The organism is Billgrantia ethanolica (genome assembly GCF_021404305.1).
GTDB classification, from domain to species: Bacteria; Pseudomonadota; Gammaproteobacteria; order Pseudomonadales; family Halomonadaceae; genus Halomonas; species Halomonas ethanolica.
Map to the genome: position 1 here is coordinate 190417 of NZ_JABFTX010000002.1, position 19675 is coordinate 210091.

A 19675-nucleotide genomic window follows, 5' to 3' on the forward strand; every position below is an offset into this window, starting at 1 on the left:
GCTCAGGAGCGCTTGCGGCTCAACAGCATGGCGTCGCCATAGCTGAAGAAGGCATAGCGCTCGGCCACGGCTTCGCGATAGGCCGCCATGATCGTCTCGTAGCCGGCGAACGAGGAGACCAGCATCAGCAGGGTCGACTCGGGCAGGTGGAAGTTGGTGATCAGGTTGTCCACGCAGCGCCACTCGTAGCCGGGATAGATATAGATGTCGGTCTCGCCGCTGTAGGGTGCGATGACGCCATCGGCGCTCTTGGCGCAGGCGCTCTCCAGGCAGCGCACGCTGGTGGTGCCCACCGCGATCACCCGGCGTCCGGCGGCCTGGGCGGCGCGTACCTTGGCGCAGGCCGCTTCGTTCACCTCGATCCACTCGCTGTGCATCTTGTGCTCGCGGATGTCATCGGCGCGCACCGGCTGAAAGGTGCCGGCGCCTACGTGCAGGGTGACGAAGGCACTTTCGACTCCCTTTGCCGCCAGGCGTTCCAGCAGCGGTTCGTCGAAGTGCAGCCCGGCGGTGGGGGCGGCCACGGCGCCGTCGCGACGGGCGTAGACGGTCTGGTAGCGGTCGCGGTCGGCGAGCTCGTCGGCGCGGTCGATGTAGGGCGGCAGCGGCATGTGGCCGTGGCGCTCCAGCAGTTCGATCAGCGGCGTCTCACCGAGAAAGCGCAGTTCGAACAGCGCCTCGCGGCGGCCCTCGACCACGGCGCGCACGTCGCCCTCAAAGATCAGCTCGGTGCCGGGCTTGGGCGACTTGCTGGAGCGGATGTGGGCCAGCCCGCGGTGGGCGTCGAGCGGTCGCTCGAGCAGCATCTCCACCTTGCCGCCGCTGGCCTTGTGGCCGTGCAGCCGCGCCGGGATCACGCGGGTGTCGTTGAACACCAGCAGGTCGCCGGGCTCGAGCAGCTCCAGCAGGTCGGTGAAGCGGCGGTGGGCCAGCCCGCCGCTCTGGCCGTCCACGCACAGCAGGCGACAGTCGCTGCGCCGCTCGGAGGGGTAGCGGGCGATCAGCTCCTCGGGGAGTTCGTAATGGAAGTCGGCGCGCTGCATGCAGGTAGGTCCGCAAATGATCGAAACGAGCGGCTGCCGGGCAGCCGCAAATAGCCGGCAAGGATACCGAAAAATGGCCCTCACGTCAGGCCTGGCGATTGACCTGCCGCACCGGCCACGTATAATGCTCGGCGCTGCCGGCGTGGCGGAATTGGTAGACGCAGCGGATTCAAAATCCGCCGGGTGCAAGCCCTTGTCGGTTCGAGTCCGACCGCCGGTACCATCGAAAGAATGGTCATTGAAACAGTCGCTTATGGGCGGCTGTTTTGCGTTTTGGGCCTTTCGATTTGAGTTTGGAGAAGAGTCATCTGAGCCAGCGAGCAGCAGGCCAGCAGCTAAATCCCGATATTTGCACTTTCCTTGATGTACCTCCCTATCCGCTGCATGCTGAGGCCTATACTCGGAGCTGAGGACTGCGGAATGGGTGTGAAGACTTTTGCCTGGGTGCTGTTGGCACTCGGGCTGGCAATGGCGCTGTACGGTTGGCAGGTGCGGAACCCGGCGGCGTTCGTGGGCATTGCGCTGGCCGCGGTGGGTGTCGCGGTCCTGGCCACGTCGGGGCGCCGACCGGGCGGTTGAGCCCTCGCGTAGGTCTCGTCCGGGCCTGACTTTCATCGGGCTTAGGCTTACCATAGTTAGAGTCACAGTCCTTCTCCCATCGGGCGAAGGGCTGTTTTCGTTGCATGGCCGGCAGCCACTATCGTCATGAACGGCGCTGCCGGTGCCAAGGAGGTTGTATGTCATCTCGTCCCCCCATCATCATCAACCGCCTGGACGCAGAGCGGCTGCAGCGCCTGATCGATCAGGCCGACGACAAGGACCGCTTCGTGGCCGACTGCCTCGAAGAGGAGCTCGAGCGCGGCGAGGTGATCGACCCGGAAGACATTCCGGAAGATGTGGTCAGTATGAACAGCCAGGTGCAGTTCACCGATCTGACACGTAACCGTCAGATGATACGCACGCTGGTCTATCCTCATGCGCTGGCCACCACAGAAGACGGCATCTCGGTGATGGCGCCCATTGGTGCCGGGCTCATCGGTTTGCGTATCGGCGACGAGATCGATTGGCCGCTGCCCGGTGGCGGCAAGGCGCAGCTGCGCATCGACGCGATTCTGTGGCAACCCGAGCGCGAGGGGCAGTTCCACCGTTGAGGTGGCATCAGCGTCGCTAACGTATAGTCGCAGAGGAGCAGGGGAGTGCCGCTTTCCTTATGGATGTCGCTGGTAGCCGTGTGCGCCATGGGGGCGATGTCGCCGGGTCCGAGCCTGGCGTTGGTGCTGCGCCACACCCTCGGTGGCGGGCGGGCGCCAGGTATCGTGGCGGCGCTGTCCCATGCCATGGGCGTGGGCTTCTATGCCCTGCTCACGGTGCTGGGGCTGGGTGCGCTGATCGTGCGCTTTCCCACCCTGTTCCAGGCCATCACCTGGGCCGGCGCGGCCTATCTGGCCTGGCTCGGCATCAAGGCGCTGCGCGCCGGCAGGGCGGCGGCGCTTGAAGCCGCCGGCGTGGCGACCACCCGCCGGCAGGCGGCGCGCGAAGGCATGCTGGTCGCGCTGGGCAATCCCAAGTTGATCCTGTTCTTCGTTGCCCTGCTCAGCCAGTTCGTCACGCCGGACATGTCCGTGACCGCCAAGGCGGTCATCGTGCTCACGGCGATGATCATCGATGGCGGTTGGTACGTGCTGGTGGCGGTGTCGTTGACCCATTCACGCGTGCTGCCCTGGCTGCAGGCTCGGGCGCACTGGATCCATCGCATCACCGGCGTCATGCTGCTGGCGCTCGCGCTGCGAGTGGTGGCGGGCCCCCTCGGCTGAGCGGGTGCGCTCGGTTGGCTGGATTGCGTTGAGAAGTGAACCGGCTGTTCATCAGGGATGATGGTAGTCTCAGAATAATTCGAGAACGAGTTCCCCCTGATGAACGTTTTCTCCGAGGTGGAAGAAGAGCGGGCGCTGGCCATGGTGCTCGACGAGGACCCGGATGTGGTCGCGGTCCTCTCCCTCCAGTTGCATGTCCTGGGCCTCGAGAGTCGTTGCTATCGGCGCGCCGATGCGCTGCTGGCCGAGCTCGACGAGTGTGCCCCACAGTTGGTGATCATGGGGCTCGAGTTCGGCGATCCGGACGGCATCGAGCTGCTGCGCCTGCTGGCGCGGCAGCAATTCGCCGGCTGGGTGCTGCTGCTGGGCGGTGTCGAACGCAAGATCTCGCGCATTGCCGAGCGGGTCGGCCAGACCCTGGGGCTGCAGATGCTCGGCTCGCTGGACAAGCCGATGCGCCTGGCCGAACTCCGGCAGCGCCTGGATCGGCTGCGCCCCGGCTGCAAGCCGACCATCGTGCCCGACGACAGTCCCTTCTTTTCCGCCGATGAGCTGGAGTCGGCGCTGCAGCGCCACGAGCTCACCGTGCACTATCAGCCGCAGTTCGAGCTGGCGACCGGTCGCCTCAGCGGGGTCGAGGCGCTGGTGCGCTGGGCGCATCCCGAGATCGGGCTGATCGGCCCAGCCAGCTTTCTGCCCATGCTCACGGCCGGCCAGAGCCGCCGGCTCACCTGTCACGTACTCGAGCGGGCCTTGCTCGACGCTCGGCGCTGGCGTGAGCAGGGCGTGCTGCTGTCGATTTCGGTCAACGTCACCGCCGACGATCTGATGGAGGCCCAACTGCCGGCGCTGACGCGTCAGTTGACTCCGGAAGATTCGCCGTTGGTGGTACTCGAGATCACCGAGACGGCGGCTATGGACGATGAGCTGCTGGGCTCGGAGGTCGCCGCGCGGCTGCACCTCAGCGGTATGGAGGTGGCGGTGGACGACTTCGGCGTCGGTTTCTCCTCGCTCTCTCGCTTACAGATGTTGCCCATCAGCGAGCTGAAGATCGACCGCAGTTTCGTCCGGCACGTGCAGCAGGACAGTCAGGATGCGGCCATCGTCGAGGCCATCGCCCTGCTCGGGCGGCGCCTCGGTATCCGCGTGGTGGCGGAAGGGGTCGAGGAGCTCGACTGCCTGCCAACTCTGGCCCGCTTCGGCTGCACCCACGTGCAGGGTTTCGGCCTGGCTCGGCCGGTACCGGCCGAGGAAATTCCGCGGCTGGCGTCCGATCAGTCGCCGATTCGCGCCAGAATCGCCGCCAGCGGCGAATCGGGCGGCAGTACGCCATAGGCGGGGCTGGCTTCCACGCCGAGGCGCGAGCGACAGAAGGTTTTGGCCACCTCGGCCGGTGCATGACGCAGAAGTAACGCAGCTTGCAGGCTCTGCGCCAGACGCTGAGTCAGCCAGCGGGCGCGAGGCTCCAGCGTCTCGCCGGGTAGCGTCAGGTCGTGCTCGAGCGCTGCCAGAGCCAGATCGAGGTCCTGTTGCAGGCCCTGGGCGGCGCGCAGCTCCACCCGCAGGGCGGCGACCGATTCGGGGTGGCGCGCCAGCACCCGCAGCAGATCCAGGCAGATCACGTTGCCCGAGCCTTCCCAGATCGAATTCACCGGCGCCTCGCGATAGAGCCTGGCCAGCGGCGCCTCCTCGACATAGCCGATGCCGCCCAGGCACTCCATGGCCTCGGCCATGAAGCCGGGCCCGCGCTTGTTGTGCCAGTACTTGGCCAGGGTGGGCAGCACTCGGGCCAGGGCCGTTTCGTGTGCGTCGCCGCGAGCGTTACCGTCGAAGGCGCGAGCGGCGCGCATGACCAGCGCCACGCCGGCTTCCACCTCCAATGCCAGGTCGGCAATCACTACCTGCATCAGCGGCTGTTCGGCCAGCAGGCGGCCGAAGGCGTGGCGATCGCGCACGTGGCGCCACGCCTCGGCCAAGGCCTGGCGCATCATGCCGACCGGGGCGGTGGCGGCATCGAGCCGGGTCTGCTGCACCATGTCGATGATGGTGGCCACCCCACGTCCGGGTTCGCCGACCAGGCTTGCCCAGGCGCTGCGATACTCGATCTCGGCGGAGGCGTTGGCGCGGTTGCCGCACTTCTCCTTGAGGCGCTGGAGCTCGATGGCGTTGCGCTCGCCGTCCGGCGTGAAGCGCGGCACCAGGAAGCAGGTCAGTCCTGCGTCGGTCTGGGCCAGGGTGAGGAAGGCATCGGACATCGGCGCGCTGCAGAACCACTTGTGGCCGGTGAGCCGCCAGCCCTCGCCGTCGCGCTCGGCGCGGGTGGTATTGCGGCGCACGTCGCTGCCGCCCTGTTTCTCGGTCATGGCCATGCCGAAGGTGAGCCCGCGCTTTTGGCCAGCGGGAAGCGGACGCGGGTCGTAGGCGTTGGCCAGCAGCCCCGGCGCCCATGCCGCTTCGATGTCGGGGCTGCGGCGCAGCACCGGCATGGCGGCGTGGGTCATGGTCACCGGACAGCAGAAGCCGGGCTCGGCCTGGGTCAGCAGGTAGAGCGCGGCGATATGGGCCTGATGCCCGCCGCGGCTCTCTTCCTGCCAGGCCACGGCGTGCCAGCCGTTGTCGATGGCCAGGTGCATCAGCTCGTGGTAGGCGGGGTGATAGCGCACTTCGTCCAGCCGCCGGCCGTGGCGGTCGAACAGAACCAGCTCCGGTGGGTGGCGGTTGGCCTGCTCACCCAGTATTTGTACGCGCAGGCTGCCCGCTTCGCGTCCCAGCGCTGCCAGACGCTCGCTGACCCAGGCGGGGGCTTCGCGCTCCAGCGCCTCACGCAGCGGCAGATCGCTGGCCAGCAGGTCGCTGTCGCCGGGCGTGTCGGGTTGGTTGACCACCTCATGGGTAGCCAGTCGGCTGCGAGGGGCGTTGTCGCGCATGCAGGTTCTCCTTCGGCGCCGTCGTTCCTCGTCCTTGCAGCATGGTCAGTCGCTCCGGGTCGGTCAACGCGCCGCAGGCGTGACCTGACTGCCGCTTCCCGGTAGGCTTGTGGCCGGCGCGCGAACGAAGCCTCGCTGGGCAAACCCCATCGAAAGGTTGCCGCGATACGCTGAGAGGTGCTACGTGTAAAACGTGGCGTGGGAAAGGTGACAGCGAGGCAGGCAGACATGGCCATCCACGAACACGAGTGCCGTACCTTCCGCGGCGAGCCCTTCAACCTGCGTGCCCTGCAAGGGCAGGTGCTGCTGATCGTGAACGTGGCCAGCCGCTGCGGTTACACGCCCCAGCTCGGCGAGCTGGAGCGCCTCTATCGCAGTCACCGCGAGCGTGGCTTTACCGTTCTGGCCTTTCCCTGCAATCAGTTCGCGCGCCAGTCGCCGGAAACGGCGCTGGACTTCTGCGCCTTCAGTTCCAGCCAGTATGGGGTGACCTTTCCGGTGATGGAGAAGGTTAAGGTCAACGGGCGCGACGCGCATCCACTGTTCGTCGAGCTCAAGCGTCAGGCGCCCGGCGTGATGGGGACCGGCATGGTCAAGTGGAACTTCACCAAGTTCCTGGTGGCGCGGGACGGCAGGGTGTTGCGGCGTTTTTCGCCCCGCGACAGCGGGCCGGAGCTCGAACGCGCGCTGGAGCAGGCGCTGGATGAGGACTTCCGCCTCTAACTCATGTGCCTCTACTTCAGGAGTGCGGTGCTTCGCCGCGTTCCATCATCACCCGGGCAATCAGCTCGTTCCAGCGGTGGCGAGTCATCATGGTGGTCAGCCCCGAGAACAGCGCCCAGCTCTTGCGTCGCCACCCCTTGAGCTTGAGGTTGTGGGCAACCAGCTGCTGCATCAGCTGATAGTCGTCGAAATCGCGCCAGCGCCCGGCAATCGACATCTGGTTGCGCGACATCACCGGTGCCAGCTCCAGGCGAAAGATCCATTCCAGCTCGTGCAGCGTCAGCTCGTGGCGCTCTATCACCGCCACCATACGGGCGAACTCGCGTTCGCTGGGCTCGCGATCCAGCCACAGCGGAGCCAGCGCCAGCCATAGCTCCCCGCGCTCATCCACCAGTGCTTGTGCGTTCATCTCTACCTCCTGCCATGTCATGGCACCGGGTTGCATCGTGCCCCAGGACTCCTCGGCGCTCAAGTGCGGACAGACGCATGCGTGGCCGCTAGAATGTCGCCACTGTCCATTCGTATCGAATCGGCGTCCCGAGTGGCGTCGTAACACCAATAACGAGGTCTGTCGTGATCATCAAACCCAAGGTTCGCGGTTTCATCTGTACCACCACCCATCCGGTCGGCTGCGAGAAGAACGTGCTCGAGCAGATCGAGGCCACCCGCTCGCGCCAGTTCGACAAGGCCAACGGGCCGAAGAAGGTGCTGGTGGTGGGGGCCTCCAGCGGCTATGGCCTGGCGGCGCGCATCACCGCGGCATTCGGCTACGGCGCCGACACCCTGGGCGTGTTCTTCGAGAAGCCCGGCAGCGAGAAGAAACCCGGTACCGCCGGCTGGTACAACGCCGCGGCCTTCGACAAGTTCGCCAAGGCTGAAGGGCTCTACAGCAAGTCGATCAACGGCGATGCCTTCTCCCATGAGGCGCGCGAGAAGGCCATCGAGCTGATCAAGCAGGACCTGGGCCAGATCGATCTGGTGGTCTATTCGCTGGCCTCGCCGGTGCGCAAGCTGCCCGACTCGGGCGAGCTGAAGCGCTCCAGCCTCAAGCCGATCGGTGAGACCTACCGCGCCACCGCCATCGATACCAACAAGGACACCATCATCGAGGCCGAGGTCGAGCCTGCCACCGAGCAGGAGATCGAGGACACCAAGGCGGTGATGGGCGGTGAAGACTGGGAGCTGTGGATCGATGCCCTGGACAAGGCCGGCGTGTTGGCCCCCGGTGCCCGCAGTGTGGCGTTCAGCTACATCGGCACCGAGATCACCTGGCCGATCTACTGGCACGGCGCCCTGGGCAAGGCCAAGGAGGATCTCGACCGCGCCGCCGGTGAGATCGACGCCAGGCTCAAGGCCACCGGCGGTGGCGCCAACGTGGCGGTACTCAAGTCGGTAGTGACCCAGGCCAGCGCCGCGATTCCGGTCATGCCGCTCTACATCGCCATGGTCTACAAGGTGATGAAGGAGAAGGGCCTGCACGAGGGCACCATCGAGCAGCTCAACCGCCTGTTCGGCGAGCGACTCTATTCATCTCAAGGGCAGGGTGGTGAGCTCGCCACCGACGAGGCCGGTCGCCTGCGACTGGACGACTGGGAGCTGCGCGACGACGTGCAGCAGGCGTGCAAGGACCTGTGGCCTCAGGTGACTACCGAGAACTTGTTCCAGATCACCGACTATGCTGGTTACAAGCACGACTTCCTGAAGCTGTTCGGGTTCGAGCGCGATGATGTCGATTACGACGCCGACGTGAACCCGGACGTTCAGTTCGATGTCGTTTCCTTATAGGCCCGCTGCAAAGGAGCGCAAACCTGCGGGTGAACCCAGCGTAAAAGGAGGTGCCCATGGACACTCGGGAGAGCAAGACAGCGCAGGAAGAGTACGAGCATCTCAAGGAAGTGAGGATGCCCGAGGACTTCGAGCATCTCGAGCCTGATGAAGAACAGCCCGAAGCCAAGCAGCCGGCCAAGGGCTGGCACTGGCTGTTGCTGGGCGTGGCCGTGGCCACGGCGCTGTTCCTGATCTATCGGCTGTTGTCGGCGTTCTGGCTCTGACCCGGTTGCCGATGTGAACCGAAGGCCCCGCGGCGCTGCCGCGGTGGCCTTCGTCAACGTGCGTTAACCGTTCGGTATTGCCAACGCCGCCGATGGAGTACCATTTCTCCTTCGTTTCGGCACACGGCGCTGCGCAATGCCCGACACCCCCACCTCTACCTTCGGCATGAACGCCGCCCGCTGGGTCGGCGTGCTGACGCTGCCGGGGTTCTCGCTGCTCGCGCAAGCCTGCGCGCTGGAGCCGCTGGTGGTGGTCAACCAGCTGGCCGGCCAGCGCCTCTATCGCCTGCAGGCATTCTCCCCGGGCGGTGGCGAGGTCGCCAGCATGGCCGACCTCAGTCAGGCGGCCTGTACTCCTTTTGAACTCGCTTCGACCGAGCTGGATATGCTGATCGTCTGCGCGCCAAGCCCATTGCCGGCCATGCATGACAGTGCGTTGCCGGGTCGGCTGCGTTTGTTGGGGCGCAGCGGGGTGGTGCTGGTGGGGGTAGGCGGCGGCACCGAACTGCTGGCTCGCGCCGGCGTGCTGGACGGTTACCGCGCCACGCTGCCCTGGCAGCGCTTCGCCGCCTTCACCCGCGACTATCCCCGCGTGCGGCTGACCCAGCAGCTGTTCGAGATCGACCGCGATCGCCTCACCTGCGGCGGCGGCACGGCGGCGATGGACATGATGATGACCTTGATCGCCACCCACCACGGCAGCGAGCTGGCCGAGCGAGTCTCCGAGTACTTCGTGCTTGAGCGCGTACGCATGGCCGACGAGCCGCAGCAGGTGCCGCTGCGTGCCCGGCTGGGGCACGCGCCGGCGCCGCTGGTGGATGCCGTGATGCTGATGGAGGCCAACATCGAAGAGCCGCTCACCACCCACGAGCTGGCCGAGCACCTGGGCATTTCGCGGCGTCAGCTCGAGCGGCTGTTCAAGAAGTACCTGCAAGCGGTGCCCGGCCGCTACTACCTCGATCTGCGCCTGAAGGAGGCGCGGCGCCTGCTGCGCGAGAGCGACCTTCCCGCCGGCGAGATCGCCATGAAGACGGGCTTCTCCTCGCCCGCTCATTTCTCCACCGCCTATCGCAACCATTTCGGTGTGACGCCCCGTGAGGAGCGTCTTTAAGTCTTTATCTACAAGTCGGGGTCCCATTGCTGAAAGCCGGCCGGCGCGTCGCTCCTTATACTCGGATGACATCGCTGCGTTGCTATCACTCTTTTTGCAGGAATGGAGACCGAGATGAGCCATACCCCGACCCGCGCCGACTTCGACCAGTACATGGTACCCAACTACTCCCCCCAGAAGGTCATCCCGGTGCGCGGCGAGGGCAGCCGCCTGTGGGACCAGGAAGGGCGCGAGTACATCGATTTTGCCGGCGGCATCGCCGTGAACTCCCTGGGTCACTGCCATCCGGTGCTGGTCAAGGCCCTCACCGAGCAGGGTAACAAGCTTTGGCACCTCTCCAACGTCTACACCAACGAGCCCTCGCTCAAGCTGGCCAAGACCCTGGTGGAGCGTACCTTCGCCGACAAGGCCTACTTCTGCTCCTCCGGCGGCGAGGCCAACGAGGCGGCGCTGAAGCTGGCGCGGCGCTGGGCGCATGACAACTTCGGCGAGCACAAGCATCGCATCGTCTCGTTCTACCAGTCGTTCCACGGACGCACCTTCTTCACCGTCAGCGTCGGCGGTCAGCCCAAGTACTCCCAGGGCTTCGGTCCGGTGCCGGGCGGCATCGTCCACGGCGAGTTCAACAATCTCGACAGCGTGCGCGATCTGATCAACGACGACACCTGCGCAGTGATGGTCGAGCCGATGCAGGGCGAGGGCGGCATCATGCCGGCCACTCAGGAGTTCCTGCAGGGCCTGCGCGACCTGTGCGACGCCCACGATGCGCTGTTGATCTTCGACGAAGTGCAGACCGGCGTGGGCCGTACCGGCTCGCTCTACGCCTACATGGAGTACGGCATCGAGCCGGACATCCTCACCAGTGCCAAGGCCCTGGGCGGCGGCTTCCCCATCGGCGCCATGCTCACCACCGACCGGGTCGCCCCGGCGCTGGCCATCGGCACCCACGGTTCCACCTACGGCGGCAACGCCCTGGCCTCGGCCGTGGCCCTGGCCGCGGTGGAGCACATCGACACGCCGGAAGTGCTCGGCGGCGTCAAGCAGCGTCATGACCTGTTCCGTGAGCATCTCGAGGCGATCAACCGCAAGCATAGGGTATTCAAGGAGATCCGCGGCATGGGGCTGTTGATCGGCGCGGAGATGACACCCGAGTACAAGGACCGGGCCAAGGACATCCTGCCGCTGGCCATCGAAGAGGGGCTGATGGCGCTGATCGCCGGGCCCAACGTGCTGCGCATGGCGCCGTCGTTGGTGATTCCCGAGGCCGACATCGCCGAGGGCATGGCGCGGTTGGAGCGTGCCATCGAGCGGCTGGTGACGGCCGGGTGAAGGCTGGCCGAGCCATGCGCGACACCGCCAATCGACCAGGAGATCCCGCCATGATGGTCGTACGCCCCGTTCGGCCGGCCGACCTGCCGGCCCTGGAGCGGCTGGCGGGCTTGGCCACGCCGAGCCTGACCAACCTGCCAGCCCATCGCGACCGCCTCGAGGAGCGCATCGCCCGCTCGCGGCAGTCGTTCGGGCGCGAGGTGGATTTTCCCGGCGACGAACACTACACCTTCGTGCTCGAGGATCTCGAACGCGATGAGGTCGTAGGTACCGCCACCCTGCGTGCCGAGGCCGGCGCGCGGGAGGCCTACTACACCTATCGCCAGGAAACCTTGATCCACGCCTCGCAGCAGCTCAACGTGCGCCGCGAGGTGCAGACCCTGTCGCTTTCCCACGAGGTGTCCGAGACCACTCAGCTGTGCGCGCTGTCGCTGGATCCGCGCTATCGCGCCACCAGCGCCGAGAGCCTGTTGCGCCGCGCGCGGCTGATGTTTATCGCCCAGTATCCGGAGCGTTTCGCCGAGGTGCTGGCGATGGCCTTTCCGGGCTATCTCGACGAACAGGGCGAATCGCCGTTCTGGAACAGCGTGGGGCGCCACTTCTTCGTGCGCGACTACCACGACATCAATTATCTCGCCGGCGTGCGCTCGAAGAGCTTCATCGCTGAGGTGATGCCGCAGTTCCCGCTCTACCTGGCGCTGCTCACGCCCCAGGCGCGGGCTGCCATCGGGCGTGAGCACCCTGCCCACGAGGCGGCCATGGCAGAGATGCTGGCCGAGGGCTTCATGCGCTCGCGCCACGTCGATCTGTTCGACGCCGGCCCGGTGATCAAGGGAGAGCGCGACCGCCTGCACACCTTCCGCCGCGCCGCCTGGCACCCGGTGCGGGTGCGCCCGGCCCACGCTCTTCCGGACGCCGAGCCGGCGATGGTCGCCAACCAGCGCCTGGCCGACTTCCGCTGCGTGGTGGCGCGCTATGCGCTGTCGCCCACCGGTCAGCTGATGCTCTCGCCGGAGCACGCCGAGCTGCTCGGTGTGGAGGAGGGGCGGGCGGTGCTGGCCGCGCCGCTGACGCTGCCGTCCAACGGCGAAGAGGATGCGGGCTTCGACGAGGGAGAGCTTTGATGCGTATTCGACCGATTGCCGAGGGCGACCTGGACGAACTGCAGAAGATTGCCCGCGAGACCGGGATCGGCTTCACTTCGCTGCCCGACAACCGCGAGTTTCTGGCGGCCAAGATCGCCGCCGCAGTGGCCGCCTTCGAGCAGCGCACCCCGGCCGACCGGCGCAACTACTTCTTCGTGCTGGAAGACGAGGAGAGCGGCGAGCTGGCGGGCTGCTGTGCCATCGAGGGCCAGGTGGGCCGCGAGGTGCCGTTTTATCACTACCGTCTGGGCACGCTGGCCCACTCTTCAGTGCAGCTCGACCTGCACCGTACCATCGACACCCTGTTCCTCAGCTCCGACCACACCGGCGACGCCGAGGTGGCTTCGCTATTCCTGCGCCCGGGCTTTCGCGGCAAGGAGCGCGCGCACCAGCGCAACGGCGCGCTGCTGTCGATGATGCGCTGGCTGTTCATGGCCGAGTTCCGCGACCAGTTCCCCGACAAGGTGCTGGCCGAGATGCGCGGGGTATTCGACGAGCGCGGCAAGAGCCCGTTCTGGGAGTGCCTGGGCAGCCATTTCTTCCCCCTCGATTTCGACGAAGCCGACCGCCTCACCGGGCTGGGGCAGAAGAGCTTCATCGGCGAGCTGATGCCCAAGTTCCCGATCTACACGCCGTTTCTCTCCGACGAGGCGCGGGCCTGCATCGGCCAGGTGCACCGCGACACGCGTCCGGCGCTGGCCATGCTCAAGAAGGAGGGGCTGCGCTGGGAAGGCTACATCGACATCTTCGACGGTGGGCCGACGGTGGAGGCCTACATCGACGACGTACGCGCGGTGCGCAAGTCGCACTGCTGCCGGGTGGAGATCCGCGGCGGCAGCGACACGCCCTCCGCCCGGCCACGCTGGCTGGCGGCCAGCACGACCATGGCCGACTTCCGCGCCGCCTGGGTGGCCTGCGGCCCCGACGAGGAGGGCACCCTCACCCTTAGCGAGACGGAGGCGCAGCGGCTGGGCGTGGCGGCTGGCGACTCCCTGCGCGTTTTGGATACCGAGGAGACATCATGAACGCAATGCAACAGCTGATGATCGGCGGGCGCTGGCAGCCGGGCGATGCCATGAGCTTCACCAAGCGCGATCCGGTCTCCGGCGAGCCCCTGTGGCAGGGCGCGGCGGCCAGCGACAGCCAGGTGGCGGCAGCGGTGGAAGCCGCACGCGGCGCCTTTCCGGGCTGGGCGCGGCTCGGCTTCGCCGAGCGCCTGAGCGTGGTGGAGCGCTTCCGCGAGACCCTGGAAAGCCACCGCGAGGATCTGGCTCGGGCCATTGCCGGCGAGACCGGCAAGCCGCTGTGGGAGGCGCGTACCGAGGTAGGCGCCATGATCGGCAAGGTGGCGATCTCCGCGCGTGCCTATCAGGAGCGCACCGGCGAGCGCAGCCGCGACGTCGGTGACACCACCGCCGTGCTGCGCCATCGGCCGCATGGCGTGATGGCCGTGTTCGGCCCCTACAACTTCCCCGGCCATCTGCCCAACGGGCACATGGTGCCGGCGCTGCTGGCCGGCAATACCGTGGTGTTCAAGCCCAGCGAGCAGACCCCGCTGACTGCCGATCTCACCCTGCAGTGCTGGCAGGAGGCGGGCCTGCCCGCCGGGGTGATCAACCTGGTGCAGGGGGCCGCACCGGTGGGGCAGGCGCTCTCCTCGCACCCGGGCATCGACGGCCTGCTGTTCACCGGCAGCGCCCGGGTCGGCGGCCTGCTCAACCGCCAGTTCGCCGACCAGATGGAGAAGATCCTGGCGCTGGAGCTCGGCGGCAACAACCCGCTGGTGGTCAAGGACGTCCACGACCAGGACGCCACGGTGCTGACCATCCTGCAGTCGGCGTTCCTCTCCGGCGGCCAGCGCTGCACCTGTGCGCGGCGCCTGATCGTGCCCGAGGGTCAGGTCGGCGATCACCTGCTCGACGCCCTGGTCGACGCCATCGCCCGCCTGCGGGTGGCGGGACAGTTCGATGAGCCGGCGCCGTTCTACGGTGGCCTGGTCAGCCAGGAGGCGGCACAGGGGCTGCTCAAGGCCCAGGACGACTTGGAAACACTGGGTGGCGTGGTGCTGGCGCGCATGGAGTGCCTGGAGGAGGGCACCAGCTTGCTGTCGCCGGCGCTGATCGACGTCACCGGGCTCGAGGTGCCCGACGAGGAGCACTTCGGTCCGCTGCTCAAGGTCTACCGCTATCGCGACTGGGACGAGGCCCTGCGACTGGCCAACGATACCCGCTACGGCCTGGCCGCCGGCCTGATCGGCGGCGAGCGCGCCGACTGGGACGACTTCCTGTTGCGTATCCGCGCCGGCATCGTCAACTGGAACCGCCAGACCACCGGTGCCTCCGGCGACGCACCCTTCGGCGGCGTGGGCATCAGCGGCAACCATCGCCCCAGTGCCTATTACGCCGCCGACTACTGCGCCTATCCGGTGGCCTCCATGGAAGCCGAAACCCTGACCCTGCCCGACAACCTGCCGCCCGGAGTGGTGTTATGAGCCAAACGACGAACGCCGACTACCGGGAAGTCAACTTCGACGGCCTGGTGGGCCCCACCCACAACTACTCGGGGCTGGCCCACGGTAACGTGGCTTCGATGCGCCACGGCGGGCTGGTCTCCAACCCCCGCGAGGCGGCACTGCAGGGTCTGGCAAAGATGAAGGCGCTGATGGACGCCGGCTACGCTCAGGGCGTGCTGCCGCCCCAGCAGCGCCCCGACCTTGGCGCGCTGCGCTCGCTCGGCTTCACCGGCAGCAATCGCGAGGTGCTATCGCGGGCGGCCGAAGAAGCGCCCCAAGTGCTGCGCGCGGTGTGTTCGGCCTCGAGCATGTGGACGGCCAACGCCGCCACGGTCACCCCGAGCCGCGACGCCGCGGACGGCCGTGTGCACTTCACCCCGGCCAACCTGCAGTCGAGTTTCCATCGCTATCTGGAGCCGGAGACCACCGGTCGCGTGCTGGCGGCGATCTTCCGCCACGAGGCGCACTTCGCCCATCACCCGGCGCTGCCAGCCACACCGGCCTTCTCCGACGAGGGGGCGGCCAACCATACGCGGTTGTGCGGCGAACATGGCGAGGCCGGTGTGCATCTCTACGTCTACGGTCGCCAGTCCTTTGCCGGCGGGTCTAGTGAAAGTCGCGAGCCCAAGCGCTTCCCCGCGCGCCAGACCCTGGAAGCGAGCCAGGCGGTGGCGCGTCAGCATGGTCTGGCTGCGGCGCAGACGGTATTCGCCCAGCAGCACCCCGAGGCCATCGATGCCGGCGTGTTCCACAACGACGTGATCGCGGTGGGCAACGGGCCGGTACTGCTCTACCACGAGATGGCGTTCCTCGACGAGCAGGCCACGCTCGACGAGCTGCGCGCCAAGATGGCCACACCGCTGATACCGGTGCGCGTGCCCAGCGAGGCGGTGAGCATGGAGGATGCCGTGGCGTCGTATCTGTTCAATTCGCAGCTGCTGAGCAACCCCGACGGCAGCATGACCCTGGTGGTGCCCGGCGAGTGTCAGGAGCGCGAGGCGGTGTGGCGCACCATCCAGGACCTGCTGCTGGCCGGCCACAACCCCATCGGCGAGGTGATCGTCAAGGACGTCAAGCAGAGCATGCGCAACGGCGGCGGCCCTGCCTGCCTGCGCCTGCGGGTGGTGCTCTCCGCCGAAGAGCGCGCCGCGCTGACCGGCCGCGTGCTGCTCAGCGAGGCGCTGTACGGCGAACTCACCGCTTGGGTCGAGCGTCACTACCGCGACCGCCTGGCGCCGGATGACCTGGCCGACCCGCAGCTGGCCGACGAGACCCTCACTGCGCTGGACGAGTTGACCCGCATCCTGCAAATTGGATCTGTCTATCCCTTTCAGTTGGGTTAGCCCTTTCAACTGGGTTAGCCAAGGCCTGCGCTTTTGCAATGGATAAGGAAATCGTCATGCGCGACATCACCCTCGTCCGTTTGATCCCCGACTCGGACCACGTTGATACGGTAGCGAGCTGGACCTTCGCCGAGTGGGGCCACCTTCACCCGGGCAGTACCGCCGAGACCTGGCGCGAGGCCTTTCGTCGGGAGTGCGGAGAGGGTGGCGTGCCCTCGGTGTTCGTCGCCATGCATGGCAATCGGCCGGTGGGCACGGCGGCGCTAATGGCCGAGGACATGGACAGCCGCCGCGAACTCTCGCCTTGGCTGGCCTCGGTGTTCGTGCTGCCGGAGTGGCGCGGTCAGGGCATCGCCGCCCGCCTGATTCGCCGTGTAGAAGAGGAAGCCGTGGACAGCGGTTTCAGCCTGTTCTACCTCTATACTCCTGATCAGCAGGGGCTCTATCGCCGCCTCGGCTGGCAGGACCTCGAGGAGCTGAGCTACCGGGGCGAGGCGGTCACCATCATGCTGCGCCATCTCGAGGCATGACCGCCGCCTCGCCGCTGGCGCTCTATCGCGAGGCGGTGGAGCGCCACGGCTTCGCCCCGGATACGGCCCAGCAGAGTGCGGCGGCACGGCTCGATGCCTGCTTCCAGGCGTTGCATGGTGAGGAAGGAGGGCAGCCAAAGAGCGTGCCCGGCGTCTATCTATGGGGGCCGGTGGGGCGCGGCAAGACCTGGCTGATGGACGGCTTCCACCGCCACCTGCGGGTGCCTTCCCGGCGCCAGCATTTTCACCACTTCATGCGCTGGGTGCATCAGCGCCAGTTCCAGCTCAGCGGCACCGCCGACCCTCTCTCCGCGCTGGCGCGGGAGCTGGCGTCCGAAGTGCGCGTGCTCTGCCTCGACGAACTGTTCGTCAGCGACATCGCCGACGCCATGCTGCTCGGTCGCCTGTTGCAGGCGATCTTCGAGCACGGTGTGGTGCTGGTGTGTACCTCGAATCAGGCGCCGAGCCAGCTCTACGCAGAAGGCTTCAACCGCGAGCGCTTGTTGCCGGCCATTGCCGCCATCGAACGTTGCCTAGAGGTGGTGGAGCTGGACGGCGGCTTCGATCACCGCTCGCACCCCGGTCGGGCGTGCCAGCGCTATTGGGTGGCGGAGCCCGGCCGGCCGAGCGCCCTTACCAGCGTTTTCGCGCGCCTGAGCGAGGGGCAGCCGACGAGCCGCGAGCCCATCGAGCTGGGCCGCCGCCGCATCGCAGTGGAACGGCGCAGTCAGCGAGTGGTGTGGTGTCGCTACGCCGAGCTGTGCGAGCAGCCGCTGGCCGCGCTCGACTTCATCGCCCTGGCCGACGAGTTCGATCACGTCCTGCTTAGCGAAGTGCCGCGGCTGAGCGACGTCGCCGCAGCGGGGCGTATCGCCCGTGGCACCGAGGATGGCGCCGAGCGCATCGAAACCGGGGAGCGGGAGTTGCCGCCGCTGTCGCGACGCGACGATGGCGTGCGCCGCTTCATCGCCCTGGTCGACGAGTGCTACGACCGCCGCGTGCCGCTCCACATCGAAGCCGAGGTCGCCATGGACGAACTCTATGCCGATGGCTACCTGGCCTTCGCCTTCCGGCGCACCCTCAGCCGGCTGCAGGAAATGCAGCTGGCGAGGTTTGGTGCGCTACCTGCAAACGAATGAACCGGCTTCTTCATTCGGCAAGCGGTGCCCCGATACACTGCCTGAAAACCGCGACCATGAGGTCGTAATCGCAGTAGTAAGCCGCGATGTTGGCTCGAATCCACTCGTCCCGATCCAGCCCGGCCCATGAAATCTCATAGCCGCAATTGATGATCAGGTGCTCGAAGAGAATACGCTGCGCCCTGCCGTTGCCATCTCGAAAGGGGTGCAGGACATTGAGATCGCCGTAGAACTCGGCGGCGGCCACTATCAATTCGTCACGTTCAAGGCCTGTGTACCAGTCGGCGCGTACTAACTGGGCGAACAGTTTTTTGGCTTCCGGCTCGATGCGGTCGCAAGGACAAAAGCGCGTATCGCCTTTGGAAATGTCGATGGCACGGATCTCGCCGGCCCAAGGATAAAGGTCACGGAAGAGTTGCCTGTGCAGCGACTTGAGATAGTCAAAATCGTAGGGCGGGAGAGAGAAAGGAATCCCGTCGGCAGCGATGGTCGTCAGCTCGCGTTCGGCTTCCTGCAGGATTGCATCGTCACGAATCTCGAGGAGATTCCTGAAAACGTTGGTACCGTCGTAACAGTAGGGATCCTGGCCGACGCCGTACTTGTCCATGACAGCGGCTGGTGGCCATGCTCAACGCTGGCGATATTTTTCCAGCGTGGCGGACTTGCTGGGCAGCGCATACGGCACATCGGGAGCGCTGAACCCTTCCAGGCGCAGGCTAGCCGCATAGTTATGCTGCTTGACCTTGGCAAAATAGTCCTGCTTGGTCTTGAGGGATACCTTGGTCATGGGGGCTGCCTCGAATTTGCCGATGTCCGTATTTTAACGCATATCGGTCCACGATGCTTCCTGCCCGATCGCCAGTCGCTGTCGTGGACCGTCACTGTCGTGGAAAGGTGCCGGGACATCGGCCTGACAGCCGATGTCCCGGCTTGGCCTCTAGCTACTGGCCGCTCCGCCGACGATGCCGCTACGAAAGCCGCTCTGGCGCTCGCTGTCACGCAGGTGCTTCGCCACGGTGTCTTCCGGCGAGCCGGCCATTTCACGGAACATGCCCATGGAACCGAGCAGGGCGGAGGATTCGTAGGGCACGAACACCCGCTCGCCGTCCTGGGCCATGGTCGGCAGCGCCTTGATGTAGCTCTGGCCGAGCAGATAGCCCACCACGGTGCGCTTGTGCTCGTCGCTGTCGCCGATGGCGCTCAGCACCAGCTTGATCGACTCCTGCTCGCCCTGGGCGCGCAGAATGGCCGACTCCTTGTCGCCCTGGGCATTGAGGATCGCCGATTCGCGCTGACCCTGGGCCTTGGCGATGGCGGCGGCCTTCTCGCCCTCGGCTTCGGTCACGGTGGCGCGGCGCTTGCGTTCGGCGGCCATCTGCAGGCGCATGGCGGTTTCGACCTCTTCAGGCATGGCGATGTCCTGCACCTCGACCCGTGAGATCTTCACCCCCCACTTTGACGCGGGCTCCTCCATGGCGGCCTGGATTTCGTTGTTGACCTCTGCGCGGGACTCGAACAGCTTGTCGAGCTCCATCTTGCCCACCACCGAGCGCAGGGTGGTCTTGGCCAGCACTTCCACCGCCTGGCTCATGTTCTCTATCTCATAGACGGCACGGCGTGGGTCGATGATCTGATAATAGAGCGCCCCATTGATGCGCACCGTGACGTTGTCGGTGGTCACCACCGGCTGGCCGGGGAAGTCCATCACCGTCTCCCGGCGGTCGATCCTTGCCTCGTTGGTGGTGATGGGAAAGTACTCCTCGCCACGCTTCTGGTAGCGGATCATGGTGATGGCACGAGGCTGCTCGATGAACGGAATGATGATGTTGATACCGCTCTCCAGCAGGCGATTGAACGAGCCGAGGCGCTCGATCACCATGACTTCCGACTGGCGCACGATCACCAACCCCTTGGCGATGATCAGGATGCCGATGATGACGACGATGAGGGCGATCAACAGCCCCGGGTTGATGGGAAGATCCATATTCACTTTCACTCCTTGCAGTTG

At 66.4% G+C, this 19675-nt stretch carries 21 protein-coding genes and 1 tRNA gene; 16 read left to right on the forward strand and 6 right to left on the reverse strand.

Annotation, left to right across the window (positions count from 1 at the left end):
- Positions 1-2 precede the first annotated feature (2 nt).
- Positions 3-1043, reverse strand: coding sequence for a tRNA preQ1(34) S-adenosylmethionine ribosyltransferase-isomerase QueA (gene queA / locus HOP53_RS09740; RefSeq protein WP_234269847.1), 1041 nt, complete (start codon positions 1041-1043; stop codon positions 3-5).
- A 136-nt stretch (positions 1044-1179) separates the two neighbouring features.
- Between queA and HOP53_RS09745 the strand changes: the two genes are divergently transcribed.
- The 5 genes from HOP53_RS09745 to HOP53_RS09765 all read left to right on the forward strand — a co-directional run bounded on the left by HOP53_RS09745 (position 1180) and on the right by HOP53_RS09765 (position 4192).
- A tRNA-Leu gene (locus tag HOP53_RS09745) sits at positions 1180-1266 on the forward strand.
- A 197-nt stretch (positions 1267-1463) separates the two neighbouring features.
- Positions 1464-1622 carry a hypothetical protein gene (locus HOP53_RS09750; protein ID WP_234269848.1) on the forward strand — a complete coding sequence of 53 codons (159 nt, stop codon included), beginning with the start codon at positions 1464-1466 and terminating at the stop codon, positions 1620-1622.
- A gap of 158 nt (positions 1623-1780) precedes the next feature.
- The gene (gene rnk / locus HOP53_RS09755; protein WP_234269849.1) at positions 1781-2194 is read left to right on the forward strand and encodes a nucleoside diphosphate kinase regulator; all 414 of its coding nucleotides are present in this window, start codon (positions 1781-1783) and stop codon (positions 2192-2194) included.
- A gap of 45 nt (positions 2195-2239) precedes the next feature.
- A complete protein-coding gene (locus HOP53_RS09760) occupies positions 2240-2857 on the forward strand; it encodes a LysE family translocator (protein WP_026037896.1) in 618 nt (205 codons plus the stop codon).
- 99 nt (positions 2858-2956) lie between these two features.
- Positions 2957-4192 carry an EAL domain-containing response regulator gene (locus HOP53_RS09765; RefSeq protein WP_234269850.1) on the forward strand — a complete coding sequence of 412 codons (1236 nt, stop codon included), beginning with the start codon at positions 2957-2959 and terminating at the stop codon, positions 4190-4192.
- Here the strand turns inward: HOP53_RS09765 and HOP53_RS09770 are convergent.
- Positions 4132-5784: an isovaleryl-CoA dehydrogenase gene (locus tag HOP53_RS09770; protein WP_234269851.1), complete on the reverse strand. Its 1653-nt coding sequence runs from the start codon at positions 5782-5784 to the stop codon at positions 4132-4134. The two genes, HOP53_RS09765 and HOP53_RS09770, sit on opposite strands and share 61 nt — an antisense overlap.
- Positions 5785-6012: 228 nt before the next feature.
- Here HOP53_RS09770 and HOP53_RS09775 point away from each other — a divergent pair, with 228 nt between their 5' ends.
- On the forward strand, positions 6013-6507 hold the full coding sequence (locus tag HOP53_RS09775) for a glutathione peroxidase (protein WP_234269852.1): 495 nt from the start codon (positions 6013-6015) through the stop codon (positions 6505-6507).
- A gap of 16 nt (positions 6508-6523) precedes the next feature.
- Here the strand turns inward: HOP53_RS09775 and HOP53_RS09780 are convergent, their stop codons facing one another.
- Positions 6524-6916 (reverse strand): DUF7079 family protein, encoded by a 393-nt coding sequence (locus HOP53_RS09780; protein ID WP_086508147.1) that lies wholly within the window; start codon positions 6914-6916, stop codon positions 6524-6526.
- A 164-nt stretch (positions 6917-7080) separates the two neighbouring features.
- On the opposite strand from HOP53_RS09780, the gene fabV reads away from it, so the two are divergent.
- The 10 genes from fabV (at position 7081) to zapE (ending at position 17667) form a co-directional block, all read left to right on the forward strand.
- A complete protein-coding gene (gene fabV / locus HOP53_RS09785; protein WP_234269853.1) occupies positions 7081-8292 on the forward strand; it encodes an enoyl-ACP reductase FabV in 1212 nt (403 codons plus the stop codon).
- Positions 8293-8348: 56 nt separating this feature from the next.
- Complete coding sequence (locus HOP53_RS09790) at positions 8349-8558, forward strand: hypothetical protein (RefSeq protein WP_234269854.1); 210 nt, start codon at positions 8349-8351, stop codon at positions 8556-8558.
- A gap of 136 nt (positions 8559-8694) precedes the next feature.
- On the forward strand, positions 8695-9669 hold the full coding sequence (locus tag HOP53_RS09795) for a GlxA family transcriptional regulator (RefSeq protein ID WP_234269855.1): 975 nt from the start codon (positions 8695-8697) through the stop codon (positions 9667-9669).
- Positions 9670-9783: 114 nt separating this feature from the next.
- On the forward strand, positions 9784-10998 hold the full coding sequence (locus HOP53_RS09800; RefSeq protein WP_234269856.1) for an aspartate aminotransferase family protein: 1215 nt from the start codon (positions 9784-9786) through the stop codon (positions 10996-10998).
- A gap of 50 nt (positions 10999-11048) precedes the next feature.
- Positions 11049-12122, forward strand: a complete 1074-nt coding sequence (locus HOP53_RS09805) for an arginine N-succinyltransferase (protein ID WP_234269857.1) — start codon at positions 11049-11051, stop codon at positions 12120-12122.
- A complete protein-coding gene (astA, locus tag HOP53_RS09810; RefSeq protein ID WP_234269858.1) occupies positions 12122-13168 on the forward strand; it encodes an arginine N-succinyltransferase in 1047 nt (348 codons plus the stop codon). The genes HOP53_RS09805 and astA overlap by 1 nt, the downstream gene beginning before the upstream one ends.
- The gene (astD, locus tag HOP53_RS09815; protein ID WP_234269859.1) at positions 13165-14634 is read left to right on the forward strand and encodes a succinylglutamate-semialdehyde dehydrogenase; all 1470 of its coding nucleotides are present in this window, start codon (positions 13165-13167) and stop codon (positions 14632-14634) included. The genes astA and astD overlap by 4 nt, the downstream gene beginning before the upstream one ends.
- Complete coding sequence (gene astB / locus HOP53_RS09820) at positions 14631-15998, forward strand: N-succinylarginine dihydrolase (RefSeq protein ID WP_234269860.1); 1368 nt, start codon at positions 14631-14633, stop codon at positions 15996-15998. Before astD ends, astB begins: the two co-directional genes overlap by 4 nt.
- A gap of 56 nt (positions 15999-16054) precedes the next feature.
- Positions 16055-16528, forward strand: a complete 474-nt coding sequence (locus HOP53_RS09825) for a GNAT family N-acetyltransferase (RefSeq protein WP_234269861.1) — start codon at positions 16055-16057, stop codon at positions 16526-16528.
- Positions 16525-17667: a cell division protein ZapE gene (gene zapE, locus HOP53_RS09830; protein WP_234269862.1), complete on the forward strand. Its 1143-nt coding sequence runs from the start codon at positions 16525-16527 to the stop codon at positions 17665-17667. The genes HOP53_RS09825 and zapE overlap by 4 nt, the downstream gene beginning before the upstream one ends.
- Positions 17668-17677: 10 nt before the next feature.
- On the opposite strand, the gene HOP53_RS09835 is transcribed toward zapE, so the two are convergent.
- The 3 genes from HOP53_RS09835 to HOP53_RS09845 form a co-directional block, all read right to left on the reverse strand.
- Positions 17678-18274 (reverse strand): putative adenosine monophosphate-protein transferase Fic, encoded by a 597-nt coding sequence (locus HOP53_RS09835; RefSeq protein WP_234269863.1) that lies wholly within the window; start codon positions 18272-18274, stop codon positions 17678-17680.
- Between the two features lie 21 nt (positions 18275-18295).
- Positions 18296-18454 carry a YhfG family protein gene (locus tag HOP53_RS09840; RefSeq protein ID WP_234269864.1) on the reverse strand — a complete coding sequence of 53 codons (159 nt, stop codon included), beginning with the start codon at positions 18452-18454 and terminating at the stop codon, positions 18296-18298.
- 150 nt (positions 18455-18604) lie between these two features.
- The gene (locus tag HOP53_RS09845; protein ID WP_234270423.1) at positions 18605-19651 is read right to left on the reverse strand and encodes an SPFH domain-containing protein; all 1047 of its coding nucleotides are present in this window, start codon (positions 19649-19651) and stop codon (positions 18605-18607) included.
- Positions 19652-19675 lie beyond the last annotated feature (24 nt).

Coding starts and splice junctions, on each gene's coding strand:
- queA (WP_234269847.1), bottom strand. CDS start 1,043: ATGCAGCGCGCCGACTTCCATTACGAACTCCCCGAGGAGCTGATCGCC.
- HOP53_RS09750 (WP_234269848.1), top strand. CDS start 1,464: ATGGGTGTGAAGACTTTTGCCTGGGTGCTGTTGGCACTCGGGCTGGCA.
- rnk (WP_234269849.1), top strand. CDS start 1,781: ATGTCATCTCGTCCCCCCATCATCATCAACCGCCTGGACGCAGAGCGG.
- HOP53_RS09765 (WP_234269850.1), top strand. CDS start 2,957: ATGAACGTTTTCTCCGAGGTGGAAGAAGAGCGGGCGCTGGCCATGGTG.
- HOP53_RS09770 (WP_234269851.1), bottom strand. CDS start 5,784: ATGCGCGACAACGCCCCTCGCAGCCGACTGGCTACCCATGAGGTGGTC.
- HOP53_RS09775 (WP_234269852.1), top strand. CDS start 6,013: ATGGCCATCCACGAACACGAGTGCCGTACCTTCCGCGGCGAGCCCTTC.
- HOP53_RS09780 (WP_086508147.1), bottom strand. CDS start 6,916: ATGAACGCACAAGCACTGGTGGATGAGCGCGGGGAGCTATGGCTGGCG.
- HOP53_RS09790 (WP_234269854.1), top strand. CDS start 8,349: ATGGACACTCGGGAGAGCAAGACAGCGCAGGAAGAGTACGAGCATCTC.
- HOP53_RS09795 (WP_234269855.1), top strand. CDS start 8,695: ATGCCCGACACCCCCACCTCTACCTTCGGCATGAACGCCGCCCGCTGG.
- HOP53_RS09800 (WP_234269856.1), top strand. CDS start 9,784: ATGAGCCATACCCCGACCCGCGCCGACTTCGACCAGTACATGGTACCC.
- HOP53_RS09805 (WP_234269857.1), top strand. CDS start 11,049: ATGATGGTCGTACGCCCCGTTCGGCCGGCCGACCTGCCGGCCCTGGAG.
- astA (WP_234269858.1), top strand. CDS start 12,122: ATGCGTATTCGACCGATTGCCGAGGGCGACCTGGACGAACTGCAGAAG.
- astD (WP_234269859.1), top strand. CDS start 13,165: ATGAACGCAATGCAACAGCTGATGATCGGCGGGCGCTGGCAGCCGGGC.
- astB (WP_234269860.1), top strand. CDS start 14,631: ATGAGCCAAACGACGAACGCCGACTACCGGGAAGTCAACTTCGACGGC.
- HOP53_RS09825 (WP_234269861.1), top strand. CDS start 16,055: ATGCGCGACATCACCCTCGTCCGTTTGATCCCCGACTCGGACCACGTT.
- zapE (WP_234269862.1), top strand. CDS start 16,525: ATGACCGCCGCCTCGCCGCTGGCGCTCTATCGCGAGGCGGTGGAGCGC.
- HOP53_RS09835 (WP_234269863.1), bottom strand. CDS start 18,274: ATGGACAAGTACGGCGTCGGCCAGGATCCCTACTGTTACGACGGTACC.
- HOP53_RS09840 (WP_234269864.1), bottom strand. CDS start 18,454: ATGACCAAGGTATCCCTCAAGACCAAGCAGGACTATTTTGCCAAGGTC.
- HOP53_RS09845 (WP_234270423.1), bottom strand. CDS start 19,651: ATGGATCTTCCCATCAACCCGGGGCTGTTGATCGCCCTCATCGTCGTC.